This window comes from Actinomycetota bacterium (assembly GCA_040757835.1).
In the GTDB taxonomy this organism is placed as follows: domain Bacteria; phylum Actinomycetota; class Geothermincolia; order Geothermincolales; family RBG-13-55-18; genus SURF-21.
Window position 1 is genome coordinate 60,338 of sequence record JBFLWJ010000003.1, and the last position, 13,931, is coordinate 74,268.

Sequence of the window (13,931 nt, forward strand, 5' to 3'; positions counted from 1 at the left end):
GTCTGTACGGTGTTCTGGCGAAGCCTCATCTGTGATGCCACTTGCCCGAACATGGAACGGGACACCCGGCTCGAGCCGGACATGCAACACGTCCCTAGCCAGCAGACCCGGGGCGAGCTACAGGCGCTCGAGGACGACTGCGATGCCCTGTCCACCTCCGATACACAGGGATGCCAGCCCCACTTTCACGTCCAGGTCCTTCATGGCGCTCATCAGGGTGACCACGATACGGGCGCCGGTGCACCCCACCGGGTGCCCCAGGGCCACTCCGCTGCCGTAGATGTTGGTTATCTCCGGGTCCAGGCCGAGTTCCCGGATACAGGTGAGGGCCTGTGCCGCGAAGGCCTCGTTGAGTTCGATGACCCCGATGTCCTCTAGCTTCAATCCCGCTCTCTCCAGGGCCTTGGGGATGGCGTAGATGGGCCCTACGCCCATGACCTCCGGGTCCACGCCCACGTAGGAATAGGAGAGCACGCGCGCCACGGGCTTGACGCCCAACTCCTTCACCCTGTCCCCTGACATGATCACCAGGGCCGCGGCGGCGTCGTTGATGCCCGAGGCGTTGCCCGCGGTTACCGAGCCGTCCTGCTTGAAGGCCGGGGGCAGGGAGGCCAGCTTCTCCAAGGTCGTCTCGGTGGGATGCTCGTCGGTATCGAAGACCTGTACCCCTTTGCGCGTCCTCACCTCCACCGGCACGATCTCCTCTTTGAACTTACCCGCCGCTATGGCCGCCAGGGCGCGTCGCTGGCTCTCCAGGGCGTAGACGTCCTGTTCTTCCCTGGACACCCCGTAACGCTCCGCGATGTTCTCCGCGGTCATGCCCATGACGAGGCCGTTATAGGGGTCGTGCAGGACCTCCCACAGGCCGTCGATGAACTCGCCGTTCCGCATCCTCTTTCCCCAGCGCATGTCGTTGCTGTAGTAGTGGATGGAACTCATGTTCTCCGCGCCCCCGGCGACCGCCACCCCTGAGTCCCCAAGGCGCACCGCCCTCACCGCATCGATGACCGCCTGCATCCCCGAACCGCATCCCCTGATGACCCCTGATGCCGGCACGGTATAAGGCAGGCCCGCTCTCAGCGCTCCCAGCCTGGCCGCCAGGCAGTTCTCGTCCGTGCGCGGCACCACCTGGCCGAATATGACCTCGTCCACGGCGTCGGGGGATATGCCGGCGCGCTTCACCGCCTCCTCAATGACGATGCGTACCAGCTCACCCGTCTTGACGTCTTTCAGGCTGCCGCCGTACTTCCCGATGGCGGTACGGCACCCGCTCACGATGTAGGCCTCGTTCACTTCTCCCTCCCTTTCCCCATCGTCTGCTCTGTCGTTACTGCTGATCTACTTGCATTTCATGAAGCGCCGGATGGAGCGGTCGTAGGTGCGCTCCACCTCGGGCGGGAAATAACAGGCCGGCAGCTCTCCCATGCGCCGGTGGTAGGCGATGCACTCGCAGCAGTATCCCTTGCGCGAGCACGGCTCATAGGTGCAGTTGCACCTCTCCAGGTTGGCCTGATAATTCTTGCATTCCTCTGGCATAACGGCCTCCTCACGGATTACTGACATGGCGTCGAAACGCCCCTAATACATTAATCAGTGTTCGCGTATCGCGCAAGAAAATACTTCGCCCGGCCTTCTCCTTCTCCGGCACCGCATACGCGCCTCTTTAAGGGCGTGCAAAATGCCGCCCCGATGCGTAACGCTGAAGTCATGGAGGGTCTCCGCGCCGTGCTACGGGCGCTCCGCCGGGCCGTAGATGATGAGGATATCGCCGGTGCGCACGCCGGTGCGAGCGGCCACGGAACCCCCGCTCACTCCCACGGCCATCACGCCCGAGGAGTCCTCGAACAGCAGCAGGCCCCCCGCGGCGATGTCGCCGAAGGTGGAGGCAAGCCGGGCTTCAACCTCCTCCTCGCCCACCCCCAGCAGCACCCTTTCTCCCTCGGCGTAGCCCAGGGACCTCACCTGTTCGGGGTAGGCGTTGAGGCGCAGTGAGCCGAAACGGTCGACATCGACCACCGTGGCGTAGACCGCCCCCTCGCCCTCGCGGGCCCGGCCCCAGGGCGCGGGGACCAGGTCGCCCGGGTCCAGGGGCGACCCCATCTCGCGCGGGTCCACACCCAGGGAGAGGTGGGCCGCGACGGGGGCGAAGATGTCGCGGGCGTGAAAGGTGGGGTGGACGGGGGCGCGGAAGAAATCCTGGTCGTCCAGGAAGAAGGCCTTGCTCACGCCGCCCAGCCGCGCGGCGGCGGGGATGAGAAGGCCGTTGTCGGGTCCCACCAGCACGTCCCCGCGCGCGGTCACCAGGGCCACGGCCAGGCGGCGCGTGCCCACCCCCGGATCGACCACGGCCATGTGCACCCCGGGCGGCATGTAGGGCAGCGCCGCAGCCAGCACGAAGGCCCCTTTGCCGATATCGAAGGGCGGGATCTCGTGGCTGATGTCCACGATGGTCGCGGCGGGGTTGATGGAGAGGATCACCCCCTTAACCGCTCCCACCCATTCCTCACAACAGCCGAAATCACTGGTGAGGGTGATCACCATCTCAGCCACCGGGGACCACCTTAACCCTTACCGTGCGTTTGCGCGGCCCGTCGAATTCGCAGAGGAATATCCCCTGCCATACCCCCAGCCCCAGGGCGCCCCGGTCCAGGATGATGGTGACCGAGGACCCCGTGAGGCTGGCCTTGATGTGGGAGTCGGCGTTGCCCTCGCTGTGGCGGTACCTCCCCCGGGGCACCAGCTTCTCCAGGTGCTCCAGGATATCTGCGGCCACCGCCGGGTCGGCGCTCTCGTTTATGGTTATCCCGACCGTGGTATGGGGCACGTACACCACGCAAATGCCGTCGGTGACCCCCGTGCCGCGGACCTTCCTCTGGACCAGCTCGGTGATATCGATCATCTGCGACCGCGAGGAGGTCAAGACCTCGAACGCGGCGTCCTGGATGCTCTTTCCGTCTTCCATACCTGTTATTCTGCGATGCCCCCGCGCATCCCGCAAGCGGCCAGAGGCATCCGCTCATCCCATGCTCATGCGCAGGGTCGCCTCCAGGTTGAGGGGCGGCAGGTCGTCGGGGTCGATGATCACGTCCACCACCGCCACGCCCGGCGCCGCCAGCGCCTCGCCCAGGACCACGGAGATGTCCCCCACCCTCTCCAGCCTGAAGCCCGCGGCCCCGAAGGAGCGCGCCAGGGCGGCGAAATCGGGGTTTCCGTGGCAGGTCCCGATGACCCGGCCGCCGCACTGTACCTTCTGCCTGATGTTAAGCACCCGGTACATATTGTCGTTTATCACCAGGACGCAAACCTTTATCCCCTCGCGGCAGGCCGTCTCCAGGTCCTGCATGGTCATCATGAAGTCGCCATCCCCGAGGACGGCCACCACCTCCTTCTCTGGATGCACCAGCTTCGCAGCCAGGGCGGCGGGGAAGCCGAAACCCATGGCTCCGAAGTTGGTCGCCGCGAGAAAGGAGAGGGGCCTGCGGCACGGCAGGAAGGCCATGGGATAGAGGAGGTGGGTGCCCGCCCCCACGGTGACGACATGCTCCCCGGGCAGCAGGCGTCCGAGTTCGTGCACCACGCGGCCGGGGGAGAGCGGGACCTTGTCCGAGGCGATGGCCGCCTCTACCTGGCCGTTCCACTCCTTCCGCTTCGGCTCCAGCAGCTCCCACCATTCGTCGCGTGGCGGCGGCCGGTAGTCCTTGACCGCCCCCAGGGCCTCGACCAGGAAATCCCTTACGTCCGCCTCCACCATGTAGCCGGCGCGAAAGCGGCTGGTGAGCATGGCCTCAAGGTCGATGTTGACCAGGATCACCTCGCCCTCCATGGGCAGGGTGTACTCATAGGAGGTCATATCGGAGATTGTACACCCCAGGCCCAGCACTACGTCCGCCTGGCCGAGGGCGGTATCCGCCGCCGTATTGCCGCCGCCGAAGCCGGCCCTGCCCAGGCAGAGAGGGTGGTCCTCGGGGATAGTGCCGCGGCCGTTGCCGGTGGTGATCACCGGCGCCCACAAGGCCTCCGCGAACCGCAGCATAAGCTCGGAGCTGCGCGAATAGGCCACGCCTCCGCCGCTGAGCAACAACGGTCTGTGCGCCTCCTTTATCATGGCCAGTGCCTTCCACACGTCCTCGACGTGCAGCGGCGGCCGGTATTCCGCGGACAACCTGAAGTCCGGGGGCGGGCCCTGCACCTCCTCTCCCCATACGTCCTCCGGCACCTCGATGAGCACCGGACCGCGCGCGCCCGAGACCGCCAGGGTGTAGGCCTTGGAGAAGGCGGCGGAAGCACGCTCCGCCTCCTCTACCCGGAACACCCCCTTGCACAGCGGGGCGAAGATGCCGGCGTGATCGGCCTCGAGCATCCCGTCCGATCCCTTGAGCTTCCTCTTCACCGCACCGCTCAACACGATCATCGGACTGCAGTCCTTATAGGCATTGCCCACCGAGATGAGTGCGTTGAGGGTGCCGGGTCCGGAATGGGTGAGAACGATGCCGGGCACGCCGGTGAGGCGGCCTTCGACGTCGGCCATGCTCGCGGCCACCTGCTCGTGCCGGCAGGAGACGTAGCGTATGCGGTCCTGGTAATCGTAGAGGGCGTCCACGAAAGAGATGTTCGAGGTGCCGATGACGCCGTATATCCTCTCGGCACCCATGGCTTTTATCCCCTCTATGAGCACCTGCGCGCAGTTCATCCCGTTACACTCCCCTCACGACGTGGCCAGATCCCGTTCGTCACCTTACCCCGTTCACGACATATTGCGGTTTTCCCCCCTCCAGCACCCGGTTCACGTTCTCCACGGTGATGGCGAGTATCCTCGCCTTGCTCTCGTTGGTGCCCCCCGACACGTGGGGCGAGAGGATGACCTTGTCCGAGGCGAGCAGTGGGTTGTCCGGGCTCACCGGCTCGTCCGTAAAGACGTCGATTCCGGCGCCGGCCAGGCGGTCCTCCCGCAGTGCCGCCGCGAGTGCCGCCTCGTCCACCACCTCCCCCCGCGCCAGGTTGAGCAGGTAGGCCCCCGGCTTCATCATCGCCAGCCTGTCCGCGTCGATGAGCCTGGTGGTCTCTGGCGTGAGCGGCACATGCAGCGTTACGATGTCCGCCTCCCGCAGCAGCTCCTCCAGGTCCAGGCGCTCCGCCTGCAGCGCCGATGCGATCTCCTCGGGCAACGCGACGGTATCCGCATAGACGATGCGGCACCCGAAGCTCTTCGCCCGCACCGCCACCTCTCTGCCGATGTTGCCCATGCCCACGATCCCCAGGGTCTTATCGTGGAGCTCGAAGAGACCGAGGGTGAAGATATCCTGCTGCGCCCACTCTCCCGCGGCGGTCCTGGCGTGGAAATAGAGGGCCCGCTTGAGCAGGCAGAGCATGAACATGATCGCCTGCTCCGCGACGCCGACAGCGTTCGCCGCCCCCGCGTTGGCGACCGGGATGCCGGCCTTGCGCGTCGCCTCGAGGTCGATATGCTGGTAGCCGATGCTCGGCTGCTGGATGAGCATGCACCCCCGTGCCGCCTCCGCCGCGGCGGCGTCGATGGGCAGTCGGAAGGTGAAATCGCCGATGATCACACCGGCTCCCCTCACCGCCTCCACCAGCCCCTGCCCCGGGTCTCCGCCGTAGACTTCGATGCTCACGTCATCGCGGTCGGTGGCCGCCGCGAACATCGCCCGTGCCACGGCTTCCGGCAGCGGCGCGAGAACCACTATCCTCACCATCACGACCTCCCTCTTGTACCCTTTCCGTAACCACCGGCCACTCATATATTATCCTGATGCCAAAAAGTACAAACCACCCACGTCGAGCCTCGGCCCCGGAAGCAGCGTAGTTCTCAAGCGGCAGGGACGGTTATTGATCGCTGCCAGGTGGGGGGTAACGGCGACTGGGGCCGGGGCATCGATTCTTCGCAACGTACACGTGCCAGGCCAGGCCTGGCCGCGCCAGGACTGGCGCTGGGACACGTCGCGCCACCCTCCGGACGTCGCTGTCGCTTACGCGATGCGGCCCACGGAGGTAGGCGGGCAGACAAGCGGGTTATAGATCGGGTGTGGGCACGCAGGCCTGCGGCCTGTAGCAGACGCGCGGTTCCGCAGACGCGTGATATAATTTCACCGCATTACGGATGTTCTTCACGTCAGCATGGCATCTCCGCCATGCGATGCAGGGAGGTAGAGATGAGTTACGATATCTTTCAACCGGTGCACGAGGACTTCCGCAAGACCGTGAGGGAGTACATCACCAGCGAGCTGTTCCCCCATGCCGACGAGTGGGAGGAGGCAGAGGAGTTCCCCCGCGAGGTTTTCAAGCGCATGGGCGAACTTGGTTTCCTCGGCATGTCCTACCCAGAGGAATACGGTGGAGACGACGACCGCCTCGCCGAGGCGGTGCTCACCGAGGAGCTGCCCCGCTGCGGATCCGCGGGGGTGGCCTCGGGCATCGGCGCCCACATCGGCATCGCCATGCCCCAGATCAACCGTTTCGGGACACCCGAACAGAAGGAGAAATACCTCATCCCGGGGATCAAGGGAGAGACCATCGGCGCCCTGGGCATCACCGAACCCGAGGCGGGCTCGGACGTGGCGGGGATCAAGACCTACGCCGTCCGCGACGGCTCGGACTGGATCATCAACGGCTCCAAGACCTTCATCACCAACGGAGTGCGCTGCGACTGGGTGGTGGCCCTGGTGAAGACGGACCGCGAGAAGGGCTACCGGGGCATGTCACATATGATCATAGACCGCGGCATACCCGGCTTCGAGACATCCAGGAAAATCAAGAAGCTGGGCTGGAAGGCCTCGGATACCGGCGAGCTCTCCTTCATCGACGTGCGCGTGCCCGCGGACGCCCTGCTGGGCCAGGAGGGCAACGGCTTCTTTCAGACCATGGCCAACTTCGTGTGGGAGCGGCTGATCATGGCCCTGGGCTCGGTGGCCGGCGCGGATATCGTCTTCCAGGTCGCGCTGCAGTACGCCAAGGACCGCCAGGCCTTCGGCAAGCCCATCGGCAAGTTCCAGGCCATCTCCCACATGCTGGCGGACATGGCCACGGAGATAGAGCTGGGCCGTGCCCTCACCTACCACGTGCTCAAGCTGTACATCGAGGGCAAGGAGCCGATGAAGGAGGTGGCCATGGCCAAGCTCTACACCCAGTCCATGGCGGTGCGGGTGGCGGATCGCGCCATCCAGATCCACGGCGGCTATGGCTACACCGAGGAATATCCCCTGGCGCGCGCCTGGCGCGATATGCGCCTCGGCCCCATCGGTGGCGGCACAGACGAGATCATGAAGGAGATCATCTCCCGCTCCTACGGGCTGTAGGGTTTGGTCCAAGCCCATGGGTAACGGTCCTCGCTCCTGGGGTTATTTTCCGGCCCGGGGCCTCCAGGTAACGGTCTCGCTTAGCGCGCTTCCTTTTTCCCGGGAAGAAGAGACCGCCTCTTAAAGCGCGCACGCTGCGACCGACCTGGTAGTTCCCCGGGCTGTGAGCAGCACAGACGATATCGCTCCGACCGACCCAGTCGAGCCCGGGTGGGGAATCATGTTTTCGCAGCCCGTGATTCGCGGGCGTTTCTTATATCTAGGCTACACACGAGGCGTTTGGCACTATCTTGCGTGATAATATGCCCGTTTACACCGGTCCTAGATATCCAATACCGTCAGTTCCAGCGGGGTGGTGTTGAGCATCTCCCCTCCGTCGGGCGTCACCCTGACCGAACACTCTAGACGCATGCCCCCCACGCCCTTGACGTTCATCACCAGGGCGGCGATCTCGACCACGTCCTCCTCCAGCACCACGTCACGGAACTCGTCCGAGTTGAGGATGGCGGGGTACCATTCGTGCCCGATGACCCCGATGCCGTGGCCGAAGGCGGGAAGAGTGTGATCGGCGTATCCCAGTTTAACGACCTCGTCATAGACGGTCTCCCACACCTGCCCCACGGTCGCGCCGGCCTTGAGGGAGGTGATGAGCAGTTCCGCTGTCTTGAGATAGGCGTCTGCGAGCCTCCTCTGCTCGCTGGACGGCTTGCCCAGGATGTAATTGTGGGAGAGGTCGCCGTAGTAGCGCTGGTAGGTTGGGTGCATGTCCACCAGCAAGCTCTCGTTCGGCTGCAGCACCTTGTCCGTGGGCGGCGTGCACCCCCCCAGGGCGTACCAGGTGCGGTAGCCGGAGGCGACCTCCGACGAGCCGGTCACCGGCCAGTGGAACTCGCTCCCCAGTTCGCGCATGGCCATCTCCCCGATGCCGGCGATCTCCTGCTCGGTCATGCCCACGCGCAGGGACTCCCTGACCCTGGCCTGGGCGGCATCGGCGATGGCCGCCGCCTGGCGCAGCAGCCTTATCTCCACGGGGTCCTTTATGTAGGTCACCCGGTCCATGACCTCCAGGGCGTTCACGAACCTCGCCTGCGGCAGTTTCTCCGCGAGGAACTCGTACTCGGTGGCGAAGAGGTACCCCGCGATCATGCGTGGGGAGTGCCCCAGCTCCACCCCGATGGTCGCCTTCTCCCACCCGTGTTCCACTATCTGGCGCACGGTTATGTCCCAGAGCTCGAAGCCCGGGATGGGGCCGCACCCCACCACGTTGTCCAGCCAGGAATCGTCCCTCACCCGCTCCGCGTCCATGAGCAGGGTGTTCAGGCCCACGTACCCGTCCCTGGACACCAGGACCACGCTCCGCCAGGGGATAAAGGCTCCCCCGATATAGGTTACGCTCTTACCGCGCGTGGCCAGGAGAAGGTCCAGGCCCCGTGCTTCCATCTCTGCGGTTATCCTTGCTATCCTCTTCGCGTAATCGATGATGGCGTCCACCCTCGCACCTCCATGCTCCACTCACCGGTCAGCACACCGTGCCGTCCGTCTTGCGGGGACTTCAACCCCGCATGCCTTTCCTTACCGCCGCGGCCAGCTCGTCCGCCCGCTGCGAGCCGAAGAGGACCCGTTTACCGTCCGTCAGTACCAGCTGCAGTCCCCGGTTGCCGTAGACGTTGTATGCCATGCCGCCGTCCTTCCTCCATGCCCTTCTGAGCCCCCACCCGCCGTACTCGGCGATGGGCCTGTAGCTGCGGGCCTCGGCGGACGTTATCTCTTGCCAGGCTATGCGATAGGTCCTGCGGTGAAAGGGATGGTAGCGGTAGTAGAGCCCGTCCCGGCGTACCTCCACCACCAGCTTGCAGGCGATGAAGAGCACCGGCACGCCCAGCCCCACGACCACCCATACCAGGACGGCTACCCAGAGATCTGCTCCGCCATCGTCTCCGGTCAGAGACGAGAAGAGCTCGTAGAAGAAGGCGAACCAGGCAAACGCGGCTGCCAAGGCCACCAGCGCCCACAGCCAGGGCTGGTTGAAGCGCTGCACCTCGCGGAAGGTGGCCTCTTCCCCGCCCGCCATGTTTCCCTCCACTTACCTACCTTTCTCCGCCCGGCTGTGTTCCTCTGACTATTCTAGCGGATGCTCGGACCCCGGCGCTTTTTCCGCTGTCCGGAAGCGCTCGCGCACCAGCACCGCACCCGAGCACGCGATAAGAAGGGCCAGGCTGACGGCCTGGAAGAAGAGGGCGGCATGTGGGTCGGCATGGACGCGAAAGAACTCCACCACGAAGCGGATGAGTCCGTATGATGCCAGGGAGAGGAGAAAGAGGTCCCAGTCGCACCGCAACCGCTTCCGCACCCATAACAGGAACGCGAAAGCGGCCAGGTCAAGGGCCAGTTCATAGAGCTGGACGGGGTGGACCGCGACCGCGGAGCCCGGAAATGTCACCGCCCAGGGGAGCCCTGAAGGCTTGCCCCCGCAGCAGCCGTTGAGGAAACACCCCACCCTGGCGATGGCCAGGGACAGGGGCATGGCGAGACCCACCGCGTCGGACACCGCACCCAGTGGGAGCTTCATTGCCCTCACCAGCAGCAGGCAGCAGGGCACGGCCAGGGCCAGGCCCCCGTAGAACACCAGCCCGCGCATGTTGAGGTCCAGGATCTGGCCCCAGTCGCCGGAGAAGGTCTCCAGGTTGCCTATAACGTAGAAGATGCGAGCCCCGACGACCCCGGTGATGGCGGCCACGGAGGCGATGAGGTAGATGGCGGAGCCGTCCAGCCCGCGCCGGTTAAGCTCGGCGCGGGCCACGAAGATGCCGGCCAGGAAGGCGATAAAGAGCATCACCCCGTACGAGTAGACGGGGAAACCTCCGATATGAAAGAGCACCGGGCGCATGGGCGAACCTCCCCCGCAACCTTTTCGTCATACAAGTCTAGCAGAATCGGCGGCGGGACCAAGCGCCGGGGGCATTGGTCATTGCCAATGCCGGGCGGGGCGGGGAGAATAATAACAGGGCTGGCAACGGTAAGGGCAGGCGCCGGCAGAGTGCCGGCCGCCATGGAGGACGCCACGTGTAAGAGGCGCGGCTGATGGCAGGAGGAACGGTGATCGGTTTGTGGATCAAGCGCGGATCGCTGGTGGCGCCCCTGCTGCTGCTCGGTCTGGCTCTGGTCCAGGCCGGCTGCGGGCAAACGGCTCCGGCGATCGAGCTGGCAGCGGTACCGGAACTGGCCGGACTGACCACGCAGGATGCGGAAGCCATACTGCTGGAGGCCGGGCTGGAGATGGCGGTGGCGGACGAGGTCTTCCACGACACCGTGCCGGCGGGCAGCATCGTCGCCACCATGCCGGCTGCCGGCGAAGAGGTCGAGGCCGGCTCGACCGTCGAGTTGACGTTGAGCAAGGGACCAGACGTGCTCCCGGTGCCCTCGCTGCTGGGATCACCCGAAGCGGATGCCCTCGCCACCCTGCAGGCCCAGGGTCTCCAGGCGGAAGTGGTCCGCGACTACAGCGAGTCCGTGCCCGGAGGATCGGTCATCGCCATGAACCCCGCGCCCGACACCCCCCTGAAACGCGGCTCAACGGTCACCCTGACCGTGAGCCTGGGCTCGGCCTACGTGACCTGCGGCACCTGCGGCGGCGGCGGCGAGGTCACCACCACCGTGACCTGCCCCGACTGCGGCGGGACCGGCACCTGCTTCACGTGAGGCGTGCCGTCACCGTGCGGTACGTGCGGCGGGAGCGGAGAACTCGAGGAGACGGGCGTCTGCCCCACCTGTGGCGGGCGCGGGGTGGTCCACCGCTGACCAGCGGCGGCCGCCGTGTCCACGACCTTGTGGTCCCGGGTTAAATGCTGGCCGCTGTTTTTCCGATTCTGATAGAGGACGCACAACCCCTTGCAGCGAAATGGCTGAATATAGGCTGTTCGGATAGTCGCGTAGACTGGAATGGAGTGCCGCATGGCCGTCGGTGCGGAAATCAAGCGCAGCATCTTCACCCAGCAACTCGCCAAGGTGCTCGAACAGGAGGGGATCACCACTCCCCTTTACGTCCTCGACCTCCTGGACAAACCGTTCGCGGATTTCACGGATGAGGACAAGAGGCTGTACGAGACGCAGATAAAGCAGAAGGAGTTGCTCATCCTCTTCGCCAGGTTGCTGCAGAAGATCTACGGATCGGCGGGCGAGGCCACCAAACACAGCTGGAGGGGCATGTGCCACCTGCTCAAGGACTCCCCCATCAAGGTCTGCGTCTCATACGTGATCAACCAGGAAGAGGAACAGGAGATACGGGCGGAACAGGAGGCGGAGACGGCCCCCGCCCGGGCGGCGCGCTTCACCACTCCGGGGGGCGAAGCGGGAGGCGGAGCGCCGGATGCCTCCCGCAAGAGCTACTTCACCAAGAAACTGGAGCGCAAACTGGACGAGCGCGGCATAAAGGTGCCTGTCTCCATCATCTCACTCCTGGACAAGCCCTTCGACGAGTTCTCCCCGCAGGAGATGCGCATCTACGAGGAGGAGTTCAAGGGGCGCCAGCTGACCATCCTCTTCTCCGACCTCCTGGACGAGCTCTACGAGGAGACCGGGCGGGTCTCCAGCGGCTGGAACGCCATGTGCCGCTACCTCAAGGAGACGCCTATGAAGCTCATCGCCACCTACGTGGTCCAGGAGGAGGAGCGCCTGGAGGTGATGGGAGAGGTGGTGCCGGAAGAGGTGGTGGGCCAGCCGGTGCGGGAGAAGCTCAACGTGAAACGCTACCAGGCGCCTGCGGCAGAACATAAGGAATCGCAGTCACGCAGGCGAAGGAAATGAGGGCGCTCAGCCCTCGATGGCCACGGGTGCGACTATCTCGTACTGGAAGTAAGCCGCGAAGATGAGCAGCAGATAGGCGATCTGCAGGAAGATATCGGCCAGCTCCGTGGTGCTCATGATGCCTACGAGGCGGATGTGGGCGGTGAGGATGGTCTGGACTATAACGCAGGCCAGGGCCAGCGAGATATAAAGATAAGGCCGCCCCGCGTCTCCCTTTCCAATGGTGATGGCCATGAAAGAGATGATGCAGAGCGCGGATATCTGCACCACCAGGGCGAAGATGTCGGATACCTTCACCCCCAGGTCGCCGCCGCTCCTGGCCATGGGCACGATGAGCACGACGATGGTCACCACGAGGATGATCAGCATGGAGGGCAGCACGCTGAGCAGGGACTCGCGGCTGAACTCGAATCCCTGCTTCTTGAAGCCGTAGTACATCAACCCTATGATCACCAGCACCGGGATGAAGACGAAGAGGTAGAAGAGGAAGATGAGGTCCGGGGAGAAGACGTTGCGCCCCGCGTAGGCATTGATCGTCTCCAGGGTGACCGGGATGACGTTGATGATCATGGCCACCGTTACCCACATCCACAGCCTCCAGGGCAGGGTGCCACGGCTGAGGCGCGGCAGCAGCAAGGCGAGGACGGCGAGCAGGAGGAGGATGAGCACGAGCCGCGCGGTATAGACCGGGCCTCCCAGTATCTCGCCCGTCCAGAAGCTCACGATGTACATGATTGCCGCTGCCGCCATGACGGCGGCTGCCAGCCCCACCAGAATCCTCATCGCCTTCAAGGATCTTCCTCCCTGTTGAGCCTGGTCTACGTACACTGCTACTATACTTACCTGTTCATGCCGTCAGGCTCAATGATGTATATCGGGGTACGATATCATACTCTTGAATCGTTCGCTGACAGGAGCAATACGACCGTTTTATAATCATGACGCATAGTCATATTAAAGGAGGCACTGGATGAATCTGCTTATACTCTACGAATCGTGCACCGGGAATACCGAGCTGGCGGCGGAGATAGTCCGCCGCACCCTGGAGAAGGACGGCCACCGCTGCACCGTGCAGCACTTGCGGGAAACGGACGCCGGGAGCCTGGAGGGATACGACCTCTACTGTTTCGCCACCCCCATACAGGGCTTCGCCCCCCTGTCCACGACATATCGCTTCGTAAAATCCATGCCCAAACTGCAGGGCCGCCCAGCCTTCATCCTCTCCACCGGCGGCGGCTGGCCGGGGGTGGCCCACCGCATGCTGGCGGGGCTGCTGAGGCGCAAGGGCATGGTGGCGCTGGGAGCCCACATGCTCGCCTGCCCTGACAGCTGGCCCATCGGCCGGAGGTTTGACGGCCGTTTCTACAACCGCTTTACCTTCCCGCGCAAGAGATCGATGAGGAGGGTCCAGACCTACGCGCGCGACATGGTGGGCAGGGCTTACCGCCACCGTGACGGCATCAAGGTGAAGCAGGCTCCGTGCATACTCTGGCCCACCCCCACCCTGCCCCTGGGATTCTTCGCCGTCAGGGGCATGCTGGCCAGGGGTTATGGCAAGAGGACGGTGGACGCGGAGGCCTGCAACGGCTGCGGCATCTGCGTCGAGACCTGTCCCGTGGGGGCGGTGCACCTCGACGGGCTCCCGAGCTTCAACGCTTCCTGCATTGGCTGCTGGGGCTGCTTCAACAACTGCCCGACCCGGGCCATCCGCTCGAGCGCATGCAGGCCGGAGCATTTCTACGGCGGCATCGCCGACCGCGAGAAGCTGCTGAAGAAGGTGGGCCTGTAGGGTCAAGCGCCTCTCCCAGGCCAGCG

14 protein-coding genes are annotated in these 13,931 nt (G+C 64.7%); 4 read left to right on the plus strand and 10 right to left on the minus strand.

The features are described from left to right. Positions 1–117: 117 nt before the first annotated feature. The 6 genes from AB1384_04205 to AB1384_04230 form a co-directional block, all read right to left on the minus strand. The gene (locus tag AB1384_04205; protein ID MEW6553475.1) at positions 118–1,293 is read right to left on the minus strand and encodes a thiolase family protein; all 1,176 of its coding nucleotides are present in this window, start codon (positions 1,291–1,293) and stop codon (positions 118–120) included. A gap of 45 nt (positions 1,294–1,338) precedes the next feature. Beyond that, complete coding sequence (locus tag AB1384_04210; GenBank protein ID MEW6553476.1) at positions 1,339–1,536, minus strand: DUF6485 family protein; 198 nt, start codon at positions 1,534–1,536, stop codon at positions 1,339–1,341. 192 nt (positions 1,537–1,728) lie between these two features. Then, the gene (locus tag AB1384_04215) at positions 1,729–2,541 is read right to left on the minus strand and encodes an SAM-dependent chlorinase/fluorinase (protein ID MEW6553477.1); all 813 of its coding nucleotides are present in this window, start codon (positions 2,539–2,541) and stop codon (positions 1,729–1,731) included. 1 nt (position 2,542) lies between these two features. After that, positions 2,543–2,962 carry a secondary thiamine-phosphate synthase enzyme YjbQ gene (locus AB1384_04220; GenBank protein ID MEW6553478.1) on the minus strand — a complete coding sequence of 140 codons (420 nt, stop codon included), beginning with the start codon at positions 2,960–2,962 and terminating at the stop codon, positions 2,543–2,545. A 54-nt stretch (positions 2,963–3,016) separates the two neighbouring features. Further along, on the minus strand, positions 3,017–4,690 hold the full coding sequence (locus AB1384_04225; protein MEW6553479.1) for a thiamine pyrophosphate-binding protein: 1,674 nt from the start codon (positions 4,688–4,690) through the stop codon (positions 3,017–3,019). 40 nt (positions 4,691–4,730) lie between these two features. Next, positions 4,731–5,714: an NAD(P)-dependent oxidoreductase gene (locus AB1384_04230; protein ID MEW6553480.1), complete on the minus strand. Its 984-nt coding sequence runs from the start codon at positions 5,712–5,714 to the stop codon at positions 4,731–4,733. A 456-nt stretch (positions 5,715–6,170) separates the two neighbouring features. On the opposite strand from AB1384_04230, the gene AB1384_04235 reads away from it, so the two are divergent. Further along, complete coding sequence (locus AB1384_04235) at positions 6,171–7,313, plus strand: acyl-CoA dehydrogenase family protein (GenBank protein ID MEW6553481.1); 1,143 nt, start codon at positions 6,171–6,173, stop codon at positions 7,311–7,313. A 321-nt stretch (positions 7,314–7,634) separates the two neighbouring features. On the opposite strand, the gene AB1384_04240 is transcribed toward AB1384_04235, so the two are convergent. The 3 genes from AB1384_04240 to AB1384_04250 form a co-directional block, all read right to left on the minus strand. Next, on the minus strand, positions 7,635–8,804 hold the full coding sequence (locus tag AB1384_04240; GenBank protein ID MEW6553482.1) for a Xaa-Pro peptidase family protein: 1,170 nt from the start codon (positions 8,802–8,804) through the stop codon (positions 7,635–7,637). A gap of 61 nt (positions 8,805–8,865) precedes the next feature. Next, complete coding sequence (locus AB1384_04245) at positions 8,866–9,384, minus strand: DUF6141 family protein (protein ID MEW6553483.1); 519 nt, start codon at positions 9,382–9,384, stop codon at positions 8,866–8,868. Between the two features lie 48 nt (positions 9,385–9,432). Further along, positions 9,433–10,200 carry a prolipoprotein diacylglyceryl transferase gene (locus AB1384_04250; GenBank protein MEW6553484.1) on the minus strand — a complete coding sequence of 256 codons (768 nt, stop codon included), beginning with the start codon at positions 10,198–10,200 and terminating at the stop codon, positions 9,433–9,435. A gap of 209 nt (positions 10,201–10,409) precedes the next feature. Between AB1384_04250 and AB1384_04255 the strand changes: the two genes are divergently transcribed. Next, on the plus strand, positions 10,410–11,012 hold the full coding sequence (locus tag AB1384_04255; GenBank protein MEW6553485.1) for a PASTA domain-containing protein: 603 nt from the start codon (positions 10,410–10,412) through the stop codon (positions 11,010–11,012). Between the two features lie 252 nt (positions 11,013–11,264). Beyond that, entirely contained in the window at positions 11,265–12,116 is an 852-nt protein-coding gene (locus tag AB1384_04260) for a hypothetical protein (GenBank protein MEW6553486.1), read from the plus strand. 6 nt (positions 12,117–12,122) lie between these two features. Here the strand turns inward: AB1384_04260 and AB1384_04265 are convergent, their stop codons facing one another. Further along, on the minus strand, positions 12,123–12,908 hold the full coding sequence (locus AB1384_04265; GenBank protein ID MEW6553487.1) for a hypothetical protein: 786 nt from the start codon (positions 12,906–12,908) through the stop codon (positions 12,123–12,125). Between the two features lie 178 nt (positions 12,909–13,086). Between AB1384_04265 and AB1384_04270 the strand changes: the two genes are divergently transcribed. Then, positions 13,087–13,905, plus strand: coding sequence for an EFR1 family ferrodoxin (locus AB1384_04270; GenBank protein ID MEW6553488.1), 819 nt, complete (start codon positions 13,087–13,089; stop codon positions 13,903–13,905). The last annotated feature ends 26 nt before the right edge of the window (positions 13,906–13,931 follow it).

Coding starts and splice junctions, on each gene's coding strand:
- AB1384_04270 (MEW6553488.1), top strand. CDS start 13,087: ATGAATCTGCTTATACTCTACGAATCGTGCACCGGGAATACCGAGCTG.
- AB1384_04230 (MEW6553480.1), bottom strand. CDS start 5,714: ATGGTGAGGATAGTGGTTCTCGCGCCGCTGCCGGAAGCCGTGGCACGG.
- AB1384_04215 (MEW6553477.1), bottom strand. CDS start 2,541: ATGGTGATCACCCTCACCAGTGATTTCGGCTGTTGTGAGGAATGGGTG.
- AB1384_04235 (MEW6553481.1), top strand. CDS start 6,171: ATGAGTTACGATATCTTTCAACCGGTGCACGAGGACTTCCGCAAGACC.
- AB1384_04225 (MEW6553479.1), bottom strand. CDS start 4,690: ATGAACTGCGCGCAGGTGCTCATAGAGGGGATAAAAGCCATGGGTGCC.
- AB1384_04245 (MEW6553483.1), bottom strand. CDS start 9,384: ATGGCGGGCGGGGAAGAGGCCACCTTCCGCGAGGTGCAGCGCTTCAAC.
- AB1384_04260 (MEW6553486.1), top strand. CDS start 11,265: ATGGCCGTCGGTGCGGAAATCAAGCGCAGCATCTTCACCCAGCAACTC.
- AB1384_04210 (MEW6553476.1), bottom strand. CDS start 1,536: ATGCCAGAGGAATGCAAGAATTATCAGGCCAACCTGGAGAGGTGCAAC.
- AB1384_04250 (MEW6553484.1), bottom strand. CDS start 10,200: ATGCGCCCGGTGCTCTTTCATATCGGAGGTTTCCCCGTCTACTCGTAC.
- AB1384_04220 (MEW6553478.1), bottom strand. CDS start 2,962: ATGGAAGACGGAAAGAGCATCCAGGACGCCGCGTTCGAGGTCTTGACC.